Origin of the sequence: Nocardioides sp. (assembly GCF_035503875.1) — a bacterium.
In the GTDB taxonomy this organism is placed as follows: domain Bacteria; phylum Actinomycetota; class Actinomycetes; order Propionibacteriales; family Nocardioidaceae; genus Nocardioides.
Window position 1 is genome coordinate 37,040 of the sequence record NZ_DATJTA010000093.1, and the last position, 18,588, is coordinate 55,627.

General features: G+C 73.1%; 11 protein-coding genes. 3 read left to right on the top strand and 8 right to left on the bottom strand.

What is annotated here, in order from left to right:
* Positions 1 to 330: 330 nt before the first annotated feature.
* From VMF51_RS22980 to VMF51_RS23015, 8 genes are all read right to left on the bottom strand, one after another.
* On the bottom strand, positions 331 to 3,945 hold the full coding sequence (locus VMF51_RS22980) for a (Fe-S)-binding protein (RefSeq protein WP_325476808.1): 3,615 nt from the start codon (positions 3,943 to 3,945) through the stop codon (positions 331 to 333).
* 137 nt (positions 3,946 to 4,082) lie between these two features.
* The gene (locus VMF51_RS22985; RefSeq protein WP_325476809.1) at positions 4,083 to 6,137 is read right to left on the bottom strand and encodes a hypothetical protein; all 2,055 of its coding nucleotides are present in this window, start codon (positions 6,135 to 6,137) and stop codon (positions 4,083 to 4,085) included.
* Positions 6,138 to 6,225: 88 nt separating this feature from the next.
* A complete protein-coding gene (locus VMF51_RS22990) occupies positions 6,226 to 8,679 on the bottom strand; it encodes a hypothetical protein (RefSeq protein WP_325476810.1) in 2,454 nt (817 codons plus the stop codon).
* Positions 8,680 to 8,734: 55 nt separating this feature from the next.
* Positions 8,735 to 9,673, bottom strand: coding sequence for a DMT family transporter (locus tag VMF51_RS22995; protein ID WP_325476811.1), 939 nt, complete (start codon positions 9,671 to 9,673; stop codon positions 8,735 to 8,737).
* Positions 9,674 to 9,868: 195 nt separating this feature from the next.
* Positions 9,869 to 10,630 (bottom strand): IclR family transcriptional regulator, encoded by a 762-nt coding sequence (locus VMF51_RS23000; protein ID WP_325476812.1) that lies wholly within the window; start codon positions 10,628 to 10,630, stop codon positions 9,869 to 9,871.
* 29 nt (positions 10,631 to 10,659) lie between these two features.
* Positions 10,660 to 11,139: a hypothetical protein gene (locus tag VMF51_RS23005; RefSeq protein ID WP_325476813.1), complete on the bottom strand. Its 480-nt coding sequence runs from the start codon at positions 11,137 to 11,139 to the stop codon at positions 10,660 to 10,662.
* 52 nt (positions 11,140 to 11,191) lie between these two features.
* A complete protein-coding gene (locus tag VMF51_RS23010; protein ID WP_325476814.1) occupies positions 11,192 to 12,367 on the bottom strand; it encodes an MFS transporter in 1,176 nt (391 codons plus the stop codon).
* A 199-nt stretch (positions 12,368 to 12,566) separates the two neighbouring features.
* Positions 12,567 to 13,871: a choice-of-anchor P family protein gene (locus VMF51_RS23015; protein ID WP_325476815.1), complete on the bottom strand. Its 1,305-nt coding sequence runs from the start codon at positions 13,869 to 13,871 to the stop codon at positions 12,567 to 12,569.
* A 193-nt stretch (positions 13,872 to 14,064) separates the two neighbouring features.
* On the opposite strand from VMF51_RS23015, the gene hutH reads away from it, so the two are divergent.
* The 3 genes from hutH to VMF51_RS23030 all read left to right on the top strand — a co-directional run bounded on the left by hutH (position 14,065) and on the right by VMF51_RS23030 (position 18,496).
* Positions 14,065 to 15,606 (top strand): histidine ammonia-lyase, encoded by a 1,542-nt coding sequence (gene hutH, locus VMF51_RS23020; protein WP_325476816.1) that lies wholly within the window; start codon positions 14,065 to 14,067, stop codon positions 15,604 to 15,606.
* Positions 15,603 to 17,267, top strand: a complete 1,665-nt coding sequence (gene hutU, locus VMF51_RS23025) for a urocanate hydratase (protein ID WP_325476817.1) — start codon at positions 15,603 to 15,605, stop codon at positions 17,265 to 17,267. Before hutH ends, hutU begins: the two co-directional genes overlap by 4 nt.
* 233 nt (positions 17,268 to 17,500) lie before the next feature.
* Positions 17,501 to 18,496: a hypothetical protein gene (locus VMF51_RS23030; protein WP_325476818.1), complete on the top strand. Its 996-nt coding sequence runs from the start codon at positions 17,501 to 17,503 to the stop codon at positions 18,494 to 18,496.
* The last annotated feature ends 92 nt before the right edge of the window (positions 18,497 to 18,588 follow it).

The following is an 18,588-nucleotide window of genomic DNA, read 5'->3' on the forward strand; positions in this document are numbered from 1 at the left end:
GCGTCCGCGCGGCGGTGCTGCTGAACAAGGTGCTGAGCGAGCGTGCGGGCTGAGGTGGCTCGGGTCGCGTCCGCAAGTGTTGGCCGGCCGGGGAGCACGCGGCATGTCTGCGGCCTCGATCGCGGCGACGGGGCGGGCCGGGGGTTGGGCGGTGCATGCCCATGTCGTACGGCCGCAATTGCGGTGGTAGGGCAGGCTCAGGCGCCCTGGAGGTGTCGGGAGGCCGCAATTGCGGCCGTTGGACGACGCGGGCCGGTCAGCTGCCCGGACTGCGGTGGATCCGTTCAACCAGGTTGAACGGATCCACCGCGTTCCTGCTCAGGCTTGCTCTCAGAGGTCGAAGAGGGACGAGGCCTGGTCGATGTCGGCGTCAGTGCGCGGCTGGTGCGCCTCGCCGCTGACGGTCGGCTGCGGCTTGTTCTCTGCCGGCTTCTCCTCGTCGGGGGTCTCAGCGACCACCGGCTCGACCTCGAGCTCGACCTCGGGCTCCGGCTCCGGGTCGGGAGTTGCCTCCGGCTCCGGTGCCGGCTCCTGGTTCGCCGCCGCAGTGGCGGCGGCGCTCAGGTCGGCGCCGGGGCTGTCCGACTCAGTGGCGGGAGCTGCCGGAGCCGACTCGGCTGCCGGAGCCGCCGGAGCCGTCGGAGCGGCAACGGGCTCGGGTGCCTCGATGTCGAAGAGCGAGCCCAGGTTGTCGAAGTCGACGCCCGTGGCCGGCGCGGCCGCGGGGGCGCTCGACGCGGTGGGCGTCGGCTCGGGCTGAGCTTCGGCCACGGGCTCCTCGACCGCCGGGGTCTCCGGCTCCGCGGGGACCTCGACCTCGGCCGCGGCCGCGGGCTCGGGCTCAGCCGGGGCGGCGGCGACCGGCTCGGGCGCGGTGACGTCGAAGAGCGAGCCGAGGCTGTCGATGTCGACGTCCGATGCCGGCGCCCCGGCGGACGTCGAGGCGGCCGCAGCAGGCGGAGCAGCAGGAGCAGCGGGGGCCGGCTCGGGCTCGGACTTCGCCTCCGGCGTGGCCGGAGCAGCGGGTGCCGCCGGAGCCGCCTCCGGCTCGGGCGCGGCGATGTCGAACAGCGAACCGCCCGAGCTCAGGTCGACGGCGGGCTCGGCGTTCGTCGGCTCCTCCTTCGGCGCAGCGGCCGGGGCTGCCGGCTCCGCCTTCGCGGCGGGCGCAGCGGGCTCGTCCGCCGCGATGTCGAAGAGCGAGCCACCGGAGCCCAGGTCCGCCGCAGGCTCGGCCTTCGCGGCCGGTTCCGCCGCAGCGGCGGGCTCGGCCGTCGCCGGCTCGCCGGCCGGGATGTCGAAGAGCGACCCACCCGAGGACGGGGCGGCCTCCGCCGGAGCCTCCGCCGGAGCCGACGTGTCGTCACCGAGGTCGAACAGCGACCCACCGGACGACGCGGGCTTGGCGGCCTGCGCCTCCTCGGCGGGCGCCTTGTCCTCGTCGGCGGTGGCCGGAGCGGCCGTGGCCGCGGGCTCGTCGAACATCGAGGAGGCGTCGTCGAAGAGCGACGATCCGCCGGAGGCCTTCGCGGCCGGGCCGGCGTCCTCCGTGGCGACCACGGTGTCGTCGGTGATGGTCGCGTCGCCGGCCTCGGGCTCCGCCTTGGTCTCGACCGGGGCGGCCTTCGCGGCCGGAGCGGCAGGAGCGGCCGGAGCGGCGGCAGGCGCCGCGGCGGCACCGGCGCCCGGCGCCAGCTTGGTCGCCATCTCGCCCTTGACCGAGGCGAGCAGCATCTGCGCGACGTCGAGGATCTCGACCTCCTCGCGGGCCTCTCCCTTGGCCTGCTGGGCGGTGAGCCCGTCGGAGAGCATCACGCGGCAGAACGGGCAGCCGACGGCGATCTGGTCGGCACCGGTGCCGACCGCCTCGACGGTGCGGTTGACGTTGATCCGCTCGCCGAGGTTCTCCTCCATCCACATCCGGGCGCCACCGGCGCCGCAGCAGAAGGACCGCTCGCTGTTGCGCTCCATCTCGACGACCTGGGCGCCGGGCAGCACCTGCAGCAGCTCGCGCGGGGGCGTGTAGACGCCGTTGTGGCGGCCGATGTAGCACGGGTCGTGGTAGGTGATCGTGCGCTGGTGCGCACCCGCCCCGTCGCGCACCGGGGTCAGCTTGCCCTCGCGGACGAGGCGGTTCAGCAGCTGGGTGTGGTGCACGACCTCCAGCTCGACGCCGAACTCCTTGTACTCGTTCTTCAGCGTGTTGAAGCAGTGGGCGCAGGTCGAGACGACCTTCTTGACCTTGTACTCCTTGAAGGTCTCGGCGTTCTGCTGCGCGAGGCCCTGGAAGACGAACTCGTTGCCGGCGCGGCGGGCCGGGTCACCGGTGCAGGTCTCGCCGTTGCCGAGGACGCCGAACGAGACGCCCGCGATGTCGAGCAGCTCCGCCACCGCGCGGGTCGTCTTCTTGGCGCGGTCCTCATAGGCACCGGCGCAGCCGACCCAGAACAGCCAGTCGACCTCGTCGAGCGACTCGACCGTCTCGCCGACGACCTTGACCTCGAAGTCGAGCCCCTTGGCCCAGTCCATGCGGGCGTTGGGCGACATGTTCCACGGGTTGCCCTTGTTCTCCAGGCCCTTGAACAGGCCGTTGAGCTCCGCGGGGAAGTTCGACTCGACCAGCACCTGGTAGCGCCGCATGTCCATGATGTGGTCGACGTGCTCGATGTCGACGGGGCACTGCTGGACGCAGGCGCCGCAGGAGGTGCAGGACCAGAGCACGTCGGGGTCGATGACCGCGGCGCCGTTCTCCGGCATGTAGAACCAGTCGCCGTCCTCAATGCCGTCCATCCGGCCGCCGGTCTCGCCGACGAGGGGCCGCTCGGCCTCCTTGGTCAGCGTGTCGCTGCCCTCGAGTACGGCGGCCCGCGCCTCGTCGTCCGCACCCGCCTGCAGGTACGGCGCCTTGGCGTACGTCGCGTCGCGCAGCGCGGTGATCAGCAGCTTGGGGGAGAGCGGCTTCTCGGTGTTCCAGGCGGGGCACTGCGACTGGCAGCGACCGCACTCGGTACAGGTCGTGAAGTCGAGGATGCCCTTCCAGGAGAAGTCCTCGATGGAGCCGACGCCGAGCTTCGAGTCCTCGTCGAGGTCGTCGATGTCGTCGAGCGTGATCGCCTTGCCGTCGCTGGTCAGCGGCTTCATCGCGCCGAGCGCGGTGCGGCCGGAGCCCTCGCGCTTGAACCAGATGTTGAACCAGGCGGTGAACCGGTGCCAGGCGACGCCCATCGTCAGGTTGTTCGCGATCACGATCAGCCACACCATGGCCAGGCAGATCTTGATCATCGCGATGACCACGATGATGTTCTCGAGGGTCGCCTCCGAGCCGGGACCCGAGGGGAAGATCGCGTCGCCGACCAGCGAGCTGATCGGGAAGTGGAAGTTGTCGAAGTCCTCGGGGTGGTCGCTGTCGATCTGGCCGAGGTTGTACTCCGCGGCGCGGATGAACAGGATCGCCGAGCCCTCGAGGAGGGCCATCGCCTCGACGAAGTAGGCCTGCCAGAAGTTGGAGCCGTAGAAGCGGCTCTTGGTGCCCTTGCGCCGCGGGTGGTTGAGCTGGCGGTAGACGATCAGGAAGACGATGCCGACCGTGCTGAGCAGGCCGAGGCCCTCGCTGACCCACTCGTAGAGGAAGAAGTGGCCGATGATCGGCAGCGCGAAGTCGGGGTTGAACAGCTGGACGTACCCCGTCGCGACCGCGCCGCTGAGCACGATGAACCCGGCGTACACGAACCAGTGCATGATGCCGACCCAGGTCCACTGCAGCATCCGGGTGTGACCCAGCGACTCCTTGACCATGGTCCAGGTACGGCGTCCCGGCCGGTCCGTGCGGCCCAGGGCTGGCCCGCCGACCTTCAGGGTGGCCAGGATGGACCGGACCGCTCGGGCGGTCAGGACCACCGCCACGGCCGTGATGGCCAGCGAGACGATGATGGCGAAGGTCTGCATCGAGTAGGGCTCCTCGTCGTGGTACGCGCGGCCGCAGGGCCGTCCGCGAGCCTAGAGGCCCCCGGGTGCCCCGTCAGTGCCCGGTCGGCGTGAGAATCATCCTACTGGTGGGTAACCTCGCCGACGACGCTTGGGTGCTACCTGCGGCGTACGACGCGCAGCGTGGCCTTGCCCGCACGGTCGGCGACCGAGCCGACGACCACGACCGGGCGCCGGCCGGGCTTCCCGGCGATCTTCAGCCGGACCTTGCCGGTCCCCGAGGCGTTCGCCGTCCCGGTCGCCTTCCTCCCGCCGACCCGGACCGTGAAGCGCTCGTTCGCCGCCAGGCCCCGGACGGAGATCGCCGCCCGCCGGCCGACGGTGACCCGGGAGGGAGCGACGACCCGCAGGCGTGCGGCCCCGAGGGTGACGACGGGGGTGCTGGCGGAAGCGCCGGCGACGGGCGTGTAGCCGGGCGCCGTGCTGGTCGTCCGCACGCTCAGCCGCGAGCCCAGGTCCGCGGCGGTCACCCGGTAGGTGCCCGCGACGGCCCCGGCGATCGGAGCCCCCGAGCGCAGCCACTGGTACGTCGTCCTCGTCGCAGCGGGGTCGGCCGCGGCAGCGGCGGTCAGGGTCTGGCCGACCCGGGCCCGTCCGCTGACGGAGACCCTCGGCGCGGCCAGCGTGCCCGCGGCGATGGTCAGGTCGACCTGGTCGAAGGCGGGCTCGTACCCCTCCTTGGTGACGGTGACGTTGGCCGACACCGTCTTGCCCTCGAGCTCGGGGGTGACGGTCAGGACCCCGGACGCGGTCCCGTCGATCCGCTCCACCATGTCCTCGTCCCGGTCGACGAGGTACCACCCCCACGCGACGTCGTCGGGGAGCGGCGACGCGGAGGTCGCGGTGGCGGTGAGCGTCCCGCCGACCCGTGCCTCGCCGGTCACGGTGATCTCCGGTGCCTCGGCGAAGAGCCGCTGAGCGACGTTCGCGGTCTGCTCGGACGTCGCCGTCGCGCCGACGAACCCGTCCTTGGTCGCGGTGACCGTGACCGACAGGGTCACCCAGTCCCAGGCGTCCTGGGCCGTCGGGGTGTACGTCGGTGCGTCGGTCCCGACGACGGCCGAGCCGCCGTTGCGGTCGTGGGCCCGCCACTCGAAGTGGACGTCGTCGGGCTGCTCGCTCCACGCGCCCGGCGTGGCGGTGAGCTCGTCGCCGAACCGCGGCGCACCGTCGATCGTGGGCGCCGCGGTGCTGGTGAGGGCGCCGTAGGTGATCACGCCGCGGCTGCGGTCGAGGTCGATGCCGACCGGCCGGGCGTCGTCGCGCGGGGTGGGCAGCTGGCCCTCACCCTGGCCCCAGACGACGACCTGGCCGTCCTCGGTGATCACCGCCGAGCGCTGCTCGTAGCCCGCCTCGACGTCGACGACCGTGTCGTCGCCCAGGTCGGGCATCGGGCCGGCGGAGTAGACGCCCCAGTCGAAGGCGTCCCCGGCCACCGTGCGGACCAGCAGGTGGCCCCGCCCCGCGGAGACCTCGGCGACGGGCCCGTCCAGGCCGTCGGGAGGCGTGCCGAGCATGCTGCCCCAGGCGTGCAGCTGCCCGCTCGCGGTGACCGCGGCGGAGATGCCGTACGCGGTCGCGACCTGGACGACCGGGTCGGCCTGGTCCGGGACCGTCAGCGCGGCGGGGATCGCGAGCTCGTTGAGGTGCGACGGGGTCCCCCAGCCGACGACCCGGCCGTCGGTGGTGAGCCCCAGGTCGTGGTTGCGTCCGGCGCTCACCTGCTGGAACGTCGTCGAGGCGATGCCGGGCGGCACGGTCGCCGGGACGGTCCGGTTGTCGTCGGCGAACCCCCAGGTCGCGACGTGCCCCGCCGAGTCGAGGGCGAGACCGTGCTGGCCACCGGCGGCGATGCTCACCCAGGACCGGCCGCTGGGAGGCGCCGGCGGGGAGGGGAGCCCGGGGTAGGGGCCGACGGCGTCGATGGCGCCGTCGGGGCGCAGGCCGTACGTCATCGAGTAGCCGACAGCGACCTGGCGGTAGGCGCGGTCGGCCGGGAGGGTGTCGCCGAAGTTCACACGCTCGCTCGCGATAACGTTCACCGGCGCGGGCGTCGGCACCGCGGCCGTGGCGGGCGAGCCCTGCGGCAGGACGGCGAGCGCGGGCGCGACCAGGGCGAGCAGGGGCAGCAGGCGCGGGGCGCGCAGGTTCACGGGACTCCTCGGGAGGGCGGCGGAACGCCGATTCCATCACCGGACAGCCCGGCGTACCCCAGGTTTGAGCAAATCTCCTTAGCTGGGGTCAGCGCCGCGCCCGCACCTGCGTCACCTTGCCGCCCCGACCGAACGTGATCGTCACCCGCACCCTCGGGTCCTTCGCCGTCCGGGCGCACACGCCGTACGACGAGCCGAGCCGCGTGAACGGCTGTCCGACGGCGCGCATGACCGCCTTCGTGCTCATGCCGCGGCGGACCAGCTTCGTGACCCGCGAGACCGGCTCGCGCAGTCCGGGGTTGCGGCACGAGTCGGCCCGGACGCCCTCGGCGCGCTCCCACATCTGCAGGTACGCCTCCGCGCCGCGGGCCATGTCGTCGACGATCGCCCGGCCGGCCCGGCCGCCGGCGACCTTCCGCAGGTCCTCGATCCAGTCGGGGTAGAGGCCGTACTGGGCGACGCCGTCGACGTTGATGTCGTAGACCCGCTGGCCGGCCCGCTGCTTCTTCACCTGCACGCCGCCGAGACCGCGGAAGGGGTAGCGCACCGGGTTCCGCACGGTCGCGCCGCGGGGATCGCCCTGCGCGCCGAGGCCGTTGATGTCGGCGCCGAAGCCGATCCCCCAGTAGTAGCGCGGGTCGGCCCAGCCGACGTGCTCGCGCCACTTGGTGACGAAGCCCGTCGAGTCGCCGGCGTACGGCGTGATGAAGCCGCCGGAGCGGTAGATCCGCGGGTACGTGTCCGGGGTGGACCACGAGTGGCTGGAGAGCACGCCGGAGTAGCCCAGCCGCTCGATGGTGTCCATCGCGGCCCGGCGGGCCTTGACGCTCATGTGGTCGGGGTCGAAGAGCATCCCGCGCTTCGCCAGCGCCCGGATCATGTGCTCGCCGAGGGTGGTCAGCCCGCGGCTGTTGCAGTGCTCCGGCGGCGGGTAGAGCGGCAGGGCGATGTTGGGCAGGCCGAGGTCGAGCCCGAGCTTCGCCACCGCGCCGAACAGCGCGTCCTGCTGCCCGCCGCTGATGTCGGGCAGCGCCACCTGGCTGTTGTCGTGGGAGCGCCCGTCGGCCGGCTCGCAGTGCCGCATGTCCCAGAGCGACCCGGTCTCCAGGAAGTTGGCCAGGTTCACCAGCGGACCGACGGCGCCCTTGTCGCCCGCGACGCCGGAGAGGGCGTTGTCGAACTTGTTGACCAGCTCCATCTGCCGCACGCCCAGCCGGTGCACCTCGTCGAGCTGGCGGTCGATGTCGGCCAGCGAGCACTGCGGGATGTCGACCTTCATCGTGCAGCCGAACGGCACCGAGGTCTCGATGCCCATCACCACCGCCAACTTCCCGGCGTTGATCACCTTCCGGGCCTGCCAGGGGTTCTTCACGATCCGGTAGAAGCCCTTGCCCGGGCCGCCGAACTGGGCGTCGACGTAGTCCTGCAGCTCGTACATGCGCTGCGCCTGCAGCCGCACCGAGTCCATGTCGTCGCAGGAGTTCCGCTTCAGCGGGTAGAGCTGGCAGAGCTGGTTGTTCTCGACCAGCAGGTTCACGAAGAGCCGCTGTCCGCCGCGCCACGCGCGCTCCAGCCAGCGGTAGTAGGTGCCCTCGTGGGTCAGCGAGTCCGGCGCGGGCCAGTCCTCGAACGTCGGCCACCCGACGGGATCGTGGCCGGGCTCCCCGGAGAGCGCGCTCTCCAGCACCCCGCCGTACCCGCCGGTGACCGTGTGGTCGACGCAGTCGACGAGGGCGTACGGCGCGCCGTACCGGTGCCAGGGCCGGCCGCAGTGCGCCTGGCCGCCGAGGAACTCGAAGGCCATGCCGTGGGTGTGCGCGTCGACGTACCCCCGCACCTCCTGGTACGGCGTGACGCCGCCGTGCGGAGCACCGACGACGTCGACCTGGGACTCGGGGTACGCCGCGCAGCCCGTCGTGCGCTCCAGCGGGAAGTGCGCCTGCCCCCGGATCCGCAGGTAGCCGCCCGCGTTGCGGAAGGTCAGGTTGCGGCGGCCGACCTTGGTCGCCTGCCATTCGACCTCGGGCGACGGCTTGGCGACGTGCTCCCCGCCGACGCTCAGGAACCGGCGGTCGGCGGTGTAGAGCAGGTAGGTCCCGAGCCGGGTCGGCTTGAAGAAGACCGGGCGGCCGGCCATCCGGTAGCAGCCCTTCGCCATCGCGTAGCGGTCCTGCGGTCGTGCCCGCCGCTTCTGCATGACCCGGGTCCGGGTCAGCCGGGGGTCCTTCAGGCGCCGCTGGCGCTCGACGTACGCCGCCGCCGCGCGCCGCTGGGGCGACGTCGTGGGGTCCTGGGTGTCGGCCCCGGCCTCGGCGGTCCGCGACAGCGAGTTCTTCGTGGCGGGGTCGTCGTGCGTGTGCGGCGGCGTGCCGGGCGGGTCGACGTGCGGCAGACCCGCGGCGGCCTTCCGCGCGTCGAACCCGGCCGCGAGGGTGCCGGTCCGCTCGCCCGGGACGTCCCCGACGACGACCGCACTGACGACGACCGCGGCCGCGGTCAGGCCGGCGACGAGCAGGTGCAGGTACGGGCGGGTCGCGCGCATCCGGGCCTCCCAGATCGAACAGGAACGCGTTCTACGTGCCCGTTCAACGAGCGGCTCAACCCGGAGGTACGACCGGCTTCCGGCCGAGCCCCGCGACGGCGAGCAGGATCAGTGCCGTGCCGATCGCACCGAGGACCCCGATCCGCTCGTCGAGGACGACGGCCGCGACGACCGCGGCGGTCACCGGCTCCAGGAGCGTCGCGATCACGGCGGCGCTGCCGGGAGTGGTCCGCAGGCCGGCGTACAGGAGGCCGTAGGCGAGCGCCATCGTCATCACGCCGAGGTAGAGGAGCGTGCCGGCGGCGACCGGGTCGGTGGTGACCACGGGGCTGCCGCCGAGCGCGCTGACCGCGGCGAGGGGCAGCAGCGCCAGCGCGCCGACCGTCGTGGTCGTGGTGGTGAGCGCGAGGGGCGAGGTGACCTGGGCGAGCGGGCGGCCCAGCGCCGTCGTCAGGGCGTACGCCGTCCCGGACCCGACGGCCGCGAGCAGGCCGAGCGCGGGGTGCGGGCCGCCGTCGCCGGTGTGCGCCGTACCGCTGACGAGGAGCAGGCCGGTCAGGGCGACGCCCAGGACGACCAGGTGCGCGGTGTCGGGCCGGCGGCGGTCGCGGACCGCCTCGCCGACGGTCAGCAGCACGGGTGCCAGGCCGAGGCTGACCACGGTCGCGACGGTGACGCCGACGTTGACGACCGCGACGAAGTAGAGGACCTGGTACGCCGCGGTCGCCGTACCGACCAGGACGGCGTACGCCGGCCTCGTGCGCAGCAGGGTGCGCACGCCCGCGACCTGGCGGGTCAGGGCGAGTGCGGCGACCAGGACGAGCGCGGCGATGACCATCCGCCAGGCGCTGATGACGACGACCGACATCGGCAGGACGTCGCGGATGATCTGGACGGCGAGGCCACCGGTGCCCCACAGGACTCCGGCGAGGGAGACCTGCAGCAGCCCGGTGCGGGCGGAGAGCGTGGGGGTCGACGAGGTGTGCGTGGGCATGCGTGTGCTCCTGGGGAGGTCCGACGGGGGCGGTGGTCGGAGCACGCCTGGTGGGGCGCTCCGGTCAGGCGACCGGAGGCGGCAGGATGCCGAAATGGAGCACGCGGGAGATCACGAGGAGCATCCTCCCCGATCGGGGCGGTTTGCGGCAGCCCGGTTTCGTGGAGTGGCCCTCGACCGGCGTGTCTCGCCGATTCATCGACGGGTCGGCGCGGTGAGGCCGCCCAGCCGGCGGGTGACGAGCTCCGCGGTCCGTCGTACCTCCGCGCTGACGTCGGGCGGGTCCGCGCTGGCGTAGGTGACCGCGACCCCGGCGACGGGGTGCCCGTTGTGGTCGACGACCGCGGCGGCGACGCTGGCGAAGCCGGGCGTGACCTCGCCGTCCTCGGTCGCCCAGCCGCGCTGGCGGGTCTCGGTCAACAGGGTGCGCAGCGCGGCCGGGCCGCGCGGCCCGACGCCGTGCCGGTCGGCGAACGCGGCGGCGTCGGGGTAGAGCGCGCGCACCTGGGCCGGTGGCAGCCCCGCGAGGATCGCCCGGCCGCTGGCCGTGAGGTGGGCGGGCAGCCGGACCCCGACGTCGGTCACCAGCGGGGCTCGTCCGGGTGCTCGCTCCTCGACGACGTACAGGACGTCACGACCGTGCAGCACGGCGAGGTGGGCGCTCTCGCCGGTGCGGTCGGCCAGGGCCGCGACGGCGCGGCGCGCGATGCGCTGCAGCGGGGCCTGGCGGGAGTAGCCGCTGCCGACCTCGAAGGCGGCCAGCCCGAGCCCGAAGCGGCGCTCGTCGGCCAGGTGGGAGACGAAGCCCTCGTCGACCATGGCGCGCAGCAGGTGGTACGCCGAGCTGCGCGGCAGGTCGCACGCCCGCGCGATCCGCTCCAGCGGCACGGCCTCCGGCTGGCTGGCCAGGAAGCGCAGCACCCGCAGCGCGCGGGTCGCTGCGGGCACCTGGCTCATGCGGGCAGGCTAGTGCGCCCGCCGGCGGATCAGACGTCCTTGTGGCGGCCGCCGTGCTGGGTGTCGGTGGGAGTGACGGGGTCGGTGCCGTCGTGGTCGGCGCGCGGCTCCGTGCGCGGGTCGGTGCGCGGGTCGGCGTCCGTGCCGACGGTCGGCGTGTAGTCCTTCGAGCGGTGGTCGACGTGCGGGTCGAGGCGGTCGGCCTCCCGCAGCACGTCCTCCTGCTTGGCCTCGGCCACGGCGGACCCCTGGCGGGCCTCCGCGGCCCGGCGGTCGGCCCGCTCGGCCTCGGCGCGGGCGAGCTCCGCCTCGGCCTCGGCCTGACGCGCCTCGAGCTGCGCGTCGGTCACCGCCGGCGTATGGGCCAGCGCCTCCCGGCGCAGGTGCGTGGCGTGCTCGTGGGCCTGGTGCTGCTTGCGCTTGCGCTGCTGGCTCAACAGCCACGCGACGAGGGCGAGCACGGCGAGCGCCACCACGGCGATGATGATCCAGACGACGACGTCATCCACGAGTGCCTCCTAGGTCGGGTTCCGTCCGGTACCCGGACGCCTGTCCACCCAGTCAGGAGGGGGTCTGCTCCTCGCGGACCGGCACCAGGGGCGCGGCGATCAGCGGGCACAGCGCGGCGAGCCCGAAGGCGGCGGCGTACCCGAGGTGCGTGACCGCGAGTCCGGCGATCGGCGGCACCGCGGAGCCGGTCAGGAACTGCGCGGTGTTCTGGACCCCGAGGGCGCGTCCGGACCAGAACGGCCCGGCGCGCTCGGCGACGGCCGTGAACGCGAGGCCGTTGTCGGCGACGGTGACGACCGTGGCCAGCACGACCAGGGGTACGGCGATCGCGAGCTCCTGGCCGGCGGCCACCCCGAGCAGCCCCATCGTCACCGCGGCCGCCACCGCCACCCAGCGCAGCGGACGCATCCGGCTCGCCACGACGTCGGACAGGTGGCCGGCGGCGATCCGGCCCAGCGCGCCGACGACCTGCGCACCGGCGACCAGGCCGCCGGCGGCCGCGGGCGACCAGTCCCGGTCCTGCACCAGCCAGACCAGGGCGAAGGTCCACACCACGAACTGGGGAGCCACGAGCAGCACCGAGACGCCGTGGATCCGGGTCAGGTAGCTGTTCTCCCGGTACGGGTTGGGCGCGTCCCCGGCGACCCGGGCCGGGCGCGGCGGGTCGATCACGATCGCGGCCACCACGAGCGCGGCGAGCGCGGCGGCGATCGTCGGCACGAGCAGGGCGGCCTGGATGCCGGCGCGGTCCGCGATGACCGCGATGCTGATGGCGGCGACGCCGACGCCGACCGGCTGGGACATCTGCCGGATGCCCATGGCGAGACCGCGCCGGTGCGGCGGGAACCAGCCGACGACGACCCGGCCGCTCGCGGCGTTGGTGCTGGCGGCGGCGCCCCCGGCGAGGAGGAGCGCGAGCGCGAGCGGGACGAGCCCCTCGACCAGCACGCTGAGCGTCCCCGCGGCCGCGGTGGCGCCGAGCCCGCTCAGCAGCACCCGCCGCTCGCCGATCCGGTCGGTGAGCGCGCCCCAGGCGACCAGGGTGAGCATCACCCCGACCGTCGGCGCCGCCGCCACGAGCCCGGCCTCGGCGAGGCTGAGACCCTCCCGCTCGTGCAGGACGGGGATCAGGAACGCGGGGCCGTGCATCATCACCGCGGCCGAGGCCTGGGCGAGGGTGCTGGCGGCCAGCATCGCCCACCGGCGCAGGGTGCTGACGTCGTCCACGCGGGTCAGTCAACGCCCCGCGATCCGGTGGTGAGCGCACGTCTCACGGATGGCGGGTGTGAGGTTGTCGACAGGTCGAAGGGGGCTGTCCGGAGGCCGGGCTGTCCGGAGGCCGCAATTGCGGCGGTTGCGCAGGGTGAGGACGGGCCAGGGTGTCCAACGGCCGCAATTGCGGCCGTTGGACGGACCTGACCGCCCGTCAGCGCCCGCTGCGCGCGATCTTCAGCTTGGCCTGGCCGAGGTTCACGACGCCGCCGGTGCCGTCGAGCAGGGTGATCCGCAGGGCGGTGATCTGGCCGCCGTTGTTGAAGCGCTCCTCGACCATCGTCTCGACCTTGGCGATCCCGGGGATCTCCAGCCCGTCGAGCTTGGGCAGCGAGTAGGTCTGGCCGTTGACGGTGATGCCGGCGACCGTCGTGCCGTTGAAGTTCACCTTCGCCTTGCGGCCCTTGACCCGGGAGACGTTCACCCGCGCCTTGATCGCGTCGACGACCAGGGCGCCGTTGCCGAGGTTGATGCTGGCGACCGAGGACTCCTCGTAGCCGAACGCGCGGCGGCGGCGCTGCTCGCCCATCTGGCTGGAGCGGGCCGCGCCGACGTCGAGGATGCCCGGGATGGTGAGGTCGAGCGCGCTGGAGTGCTCGACCTTCCCGTCGGTGCCCTGGCAGGGCATGGTGATCCGCTGGGTCCGGCCGGTGCCGACGAGCCCGCCGAGGAGCTCGGTCGAGGTGGCGTTCGACGAGCCCACGAACAGGCCGGTCTGGATGCCCTTGGTGAGGTAGGCGACCGTGCGCCCGACGACGACCTTCGTCTTGGTCGGGATCAGGGTGATGGTCAGGCCGTTGGCGCGGGCGCGGGCGAAGTCCGGTCCGGTGCGCTCCTTCTGGTCGCCGATCGCGACCCGCAGCAGGCCGGGGACCTCGATCGGCCGCTTCAGGGTGGGCAGCGGCAGCTCCTGGGCCTGGCCGCCGGGGGCGCGGAAGACGAGCTTGGCCAGGGTGGTGTCGGTCTCGGTGGCGTAGCCCGCCGAGGTCGCGCTCGCCTTGGAGTACGACGTGATGCCCTCGATCGACAACCGGCCGAGCGCGGACTCGGCGAGGACGATCTGGGCGACCTTGTGCTCGGAGATCGAGGCGGTCTCGGTCGCGGTCTTGACGGTCCGGACGTCGGTGCGCACGCCGGAGATCGTGCCGAGGCCGGGCAGCTTGACCTCGGCGACGTTGTTGTCGCGGTGGACGCCGGTCTTGTTGGTGCAGCCGATCACCGCGAGCGCCGTTGCCCCGGACGCGGCGGGCAGCTGGCCGCCCACGACCCGGGTGCCGTAGCCGTGGGCGCGGAAGGCGTACGGCGTGGGCTTCTTCTTGGCCTTGGGCTTCTTGGGCTTGGCCTTGGCGACGACCGACGCGGCGTCGGGGTCGGAGGCCGCCGCCGTGCCGGCGAGGGGGGCCGTGAGGGTGGTGGCGGCGAGCACCAGGGCGGTGCCGAGGGGGATGAACCGGCGCATCGAGAGAACTCCTCAGGGGGATCACGGGTGGGCATCCGCGCAGGTGGAGCGGCGCCGTCGACGTCTGACCTGCCCGGCCGGTCGCGGCGGCAAACGCTTTTTCTGCAACACGTTCTACCAATTGTCTCGGATCTGAGACGTGGGGTCCCGCCACCCGCTGGTGGGCCGTGCGAGCCCGGCCTTGGATGAGGGCATGTGCTCGCTCGTGCCCGTCGACGTCGGCCCGCTGACCTTCGCGGAGGTCGTCGCCGTCGCGCGGCACGACGCCCCGGTGGAGCTGACGCCGGGCGCCCTCGAGGCGATCGCCCGGTCCCGCTCCGTCGTGGAGCGACTGGCCGCGGCCGAGACTCCGTCGTACGGCGTCTCGACGGGCTTCGGCGCGCTCGCGACCCGGCACATCCCGTCCGAGCTGCGCGAGCAGCTCCAGCGCTCGCTCGTCCGCTCGCACGCGGCCGGGTCCGGCCCCGAGGTGGAGCGGGAGGTCGTGCGCGGGCTGATGCTGCTGCGGCTCTCGACGCTGGCGACGGGGCGGACCGGCGTACGGCCGGAGACGGCGCAGCTGCTGGCCGCGCTGCTGAGTCACCGGATCACGCCCGTGGTGCACGAGTACGGCTCGCTCGGCTGCTCGGGCGACCTCGCTCCGCTCGCGCACTGCGCGCTGGCGCTGATGGGCGAGGGTCAGGTGCGCGACGCGAGCGGCACGCTGATGCCGGCGGCCGACGCGCTGGCCGCCGCCGGACTCGAGCCGGTGCGGCTGGCCGCCAAGGAGGGGCTGGCGCTGATCAACGGCACCGACGGGATGCTCGGGATGCTGGTGCTCGCGATCGAGGACCTGCGTCGCCTGCTGCGCACCGCCGACATCGCGGTGGCGATGTCGGTCGAGGGCCAGCTCGGCACCGACCGGGTCTTCGCGCCCGAGCTGCAGGCGATCCGGCCGCACCCGGGTCAGGCGCTCTCGGCCGCCAACCTGGTCGCCCTCCTCCGCGACTCCGGCGTCGTCGCCTCGCACCGCGGGCCGGACTGCAACCGGGTCCAGGACGCGTACTCGCTGCGCTGCTCGCCCCAGGTCCACGGTGCGGCCCGCGACACCGTCGAGCACGCCGCCTCCGTCGCCGAGCGCGAGCTCGCCTCCGCCGTCGACAACCCGGTGGTGCTCGACGGGAGGGTCGAGTCGAACGGCAACTTCCACGGCGCCCCGGTCGCCTACGTGCTCGACTTCCTGGCCATCGTGGCCGCCGACGTCGCGTCGATCGGCGAGCGCCGTACCGACCGGTTCCTCGACAAGGCACGCAACCACGGGCTGCCGCCGTTCCTCGCCGACGACCCCGGCGTCGACAGCGGACACATGATCGCCCAGTACACCCAGGCCGCGATCGTGTCCGAGCTGAAGCGACTCGCGGCGCCGGCGTCGGTGGACTCGATCCCCTCCAGCGCGATGCAGGAGGACCACGTGTCGATGGGCTGGTCGGCCGCGCGCAAGCTGCGCCGCTCCGTCGACGGACTGACCCGGGTCGTCGCGATCGAGGTGCTGACCGCGGCGAGGGCGCTCGACCTCCGGCGGCCGCTCGAGCCGTCGCCGGCGACGGGCGCCGTCGTACGCCTGCTTCGTGAGGCCGGGGTCGAGGGGCCCGGGCCCGACCGCCACCTGGCGCCCGAGATCGAGACGGCCGTCGGCCTGGTCGCCTCGGGTGCCGTCCTGTCCGCTGTCGAAGACGTGATCGGAGAACTGTCGTGAGAGAGGTGCGCGCCCCGCGGGGCACGACGTTGAGCGCGGGGTCGTGGCAGACCGAGGCGCCGCTGCGGATGCTGATGAACAACCTCGACCCCGAGGTGGCCGAGAACCCCGCCGAGCTGGTGGTGTACGGCGGCACGGGCCGCGCCGCCCGGTCCTGGGAGGCGTACGACGCGATCGTGTCCTCGCTGCGCTCGCTGGCCGACGACGAGACCCTGCTCGTGCAGTCCGGCAAGCCGGTCGGCGTGATGCGTACCCACGCGTGGGCGCCGCGGGTGCTGATCGCGAACTCCAACCTGGTCGGCGACTGGGCGAACTGGGAGGAGTTCCGGCGGCTGGAGGACCTCGGGCTGACGATGTACGGGCAGATGACCGCCGGCTCGTGGATCTACATCGGCACGCAGGGGATCCTGCAGGGGACCTTCGAGACCTTCGCGGCGGTGGCCGACAAGATCTCGACGGCCTCGACCACCGGGGAGCGCGGGACGCTCGCCGGGACCATCACGGTCACCGCGGGGCTGGGCGGGATGGGCGGGGCGCAGCCCCTCGCCGTGACGATGAACGACGGCGTGGCGATCTGCATCGAGTGCGACGACGCGCGCATCCAGCGGCGCATCGACCACCGCTACCTCGACGTACGCGCGACGTCGCTGGAGCACGCCCTCGAGCTGGCGGTGCAGGCGCGCGACGCGCGGACGCCGTTGTCGATCGGAGTGCTGGGCAACGCCGCCGAGCTGCTGCCGCGGCTGCTGGAGATCGACGCGCCCGTCGACATCGTCACCGACCAGACCTCGGCCCACGACCCGCTCTACTACCTGCCCGTCGGCGTGCCGTTCGAGGAGTGGGAGGCGCGTCGTACCGCCGACCCGGAGGGGTTCACCAAGGAGGCGCGGGCCTCGATGGCCGCGCACGTGCGGGCGATGGTGGAGTTCCAGGACCGGGGAGCCGAGGTGTTCGACTACGGCAACTCCATCCGCGACGAGGCGCGTCGGGGCGGCTACGACCGCGCGTTCGACTTCCCGGGCTTCGTGCCGGCGTACATCCGGCCGCTCTTCTGCGAGGGCAAGGGCCCGTTCCGCTGGGCCGCGCTGTCGGGCGACCCGGCCGACATCGCCGCGACCGACGAGGCGATCCTGTCGCTGTTCCCGGACAACGAGCGGCTGCACCGGTGGATCCGGATGGCGCAGGAGCGGGTGCATTTCCAGGGCCTGCCGGCGCGGATCTGCTGGCTCGGGTACGGCGAACGCCACCTCGCCGGGCTGCGCTTCAACGAGATGGTCGCCAGCGGGGAGCTCTCCGCTCCGATCGTCATCGGCCGCGACCACCTCGACTGCGGCTCGGTCGCCTCGCCGTACCGCGAGACCGAGGCGATGCTCGACGGCTCCGACGCCATCGCCGACTGGGCGATCCTCAACGCGCTGGTCAACACCGCCTCGGGCGCCAGCTGGGTGTCGTTCCACCACGGCGGCGGCGTCGGCATGGGCCGGTCGCTGCACGCGGGCCAGGTGTGCGTCGCCGACGGCACCGCCCTGGCCGCCGAGAAGATCGAGCGGGTGCTCACCAACGACCCCGGCATGGGGGTGATCCGGCACGTCGACGCGGGCTACGACCGCGCGCGTGAGGTCGCCGCCGAGCGGGGGGTGCGGGTGCCGATGGGGGAGTAGCGGAAAGTCCGTCACGTTTTGGACGTTGAGAGCCCTCTTACCGTCGAAAACGTGACGCACTTTCCCCAAGCGCCGCACCGGGGTGCTCCACCAAAGCTGCACAGTCGGCGAGGTGCGCGCGTCCTCCACAGGCTCGCGCCCGGGAACGGGAGCCCTGGACCTGCACGGGACAGACCCGGTGCATGTCATCGAATCGATGGAGTGCGGTATGCACGCGACCGGCCCACCTCGTCGTGCCCACCCGCGTCGATCCCACCGGCGAGAGTGGTCCGACCTGGCGGCAGGCCAACGGCCGGGGGTTCCGCAAGACCGGGGTGGGCCTGTATGTCCCGGCGGAGGCGCCGGAATGCGTCGAGCAGCGGATCGTCGAGCAGGCGGCGCGGCTCCGACCTGACGGCTCGTCGGGTTGTGTCACAGCCTGGGCGGCGCTGCGGTGGCGGGGTGCCGCCTACTTCGACGGCCTCTCCGAGGGAGCGCTGGAACCGCTCCCAGTCCCGCTCGCGCTCGGTGGCGCGCACGCGAACCTCCGGCCATCGCTGGGATGCACGATCTCGCGCGCGCGGTTGGCGCCCACCGAGAGAGAGGTCGTAGACGGAGTCCCCGTTGCGACGGTCCAGCGTGCCCTGTTCGACGAGGTTCGCCGCCGCGGCGAGCTGTGGGCGGCGGTGACTGCGATCGACATGACCGCTGCGGCGGGCCTCATCTCAACCTGGCTGTTCGCGGCGTACGTCGCGGACCTCAACTCACGCAACGGTGCACCGCTGGCTCGGCACGCCGCCTCCCTGGCCGTCGACGAGAGCTGGTCGCCGCGGGAGCCGTGGATGCGCCTGGTCTGGCAGCTCGTGGCCGGGCTCGAGCCGCCGCTGGTGAACGAGCCCGTGTACGACCTCGACGGCAAGCTGGTGGGGATCCCCGATCTCTTCGACCCCGTGGCGGGTCTCGCTGGCGAGTACAACGGGGAGCACCACAAGGAGGTCACCCAGGCGCGGGACGACGTCGCGCGGGAGGAACGGTTCCGCAACCACGGCATCGAGTGCTTCGCAGTCGTACGCGGCGACACGCGAGGAGTGGCAGCGGCCCGGATGCTGGCGGCACGCGGCCGTGCCAAGTTCCTGCCCCCCGAGTCACGGGCCTGGACGGTGGAGCGTCCTCCGTGGGACACGGCGCCCGAGACGCTGGACGATCGGTTCGTGCGCCTGGGGATGGTGGAGGAACTCACCCATCACTGAGGTCGGGAAAGTGCGTCACGTTCTCGACGTTGAGAGCGCTCTTAGCGTTGAAAACGTGACGCACTTTTCCAGCCGCCTGCGAGAGTAAACCC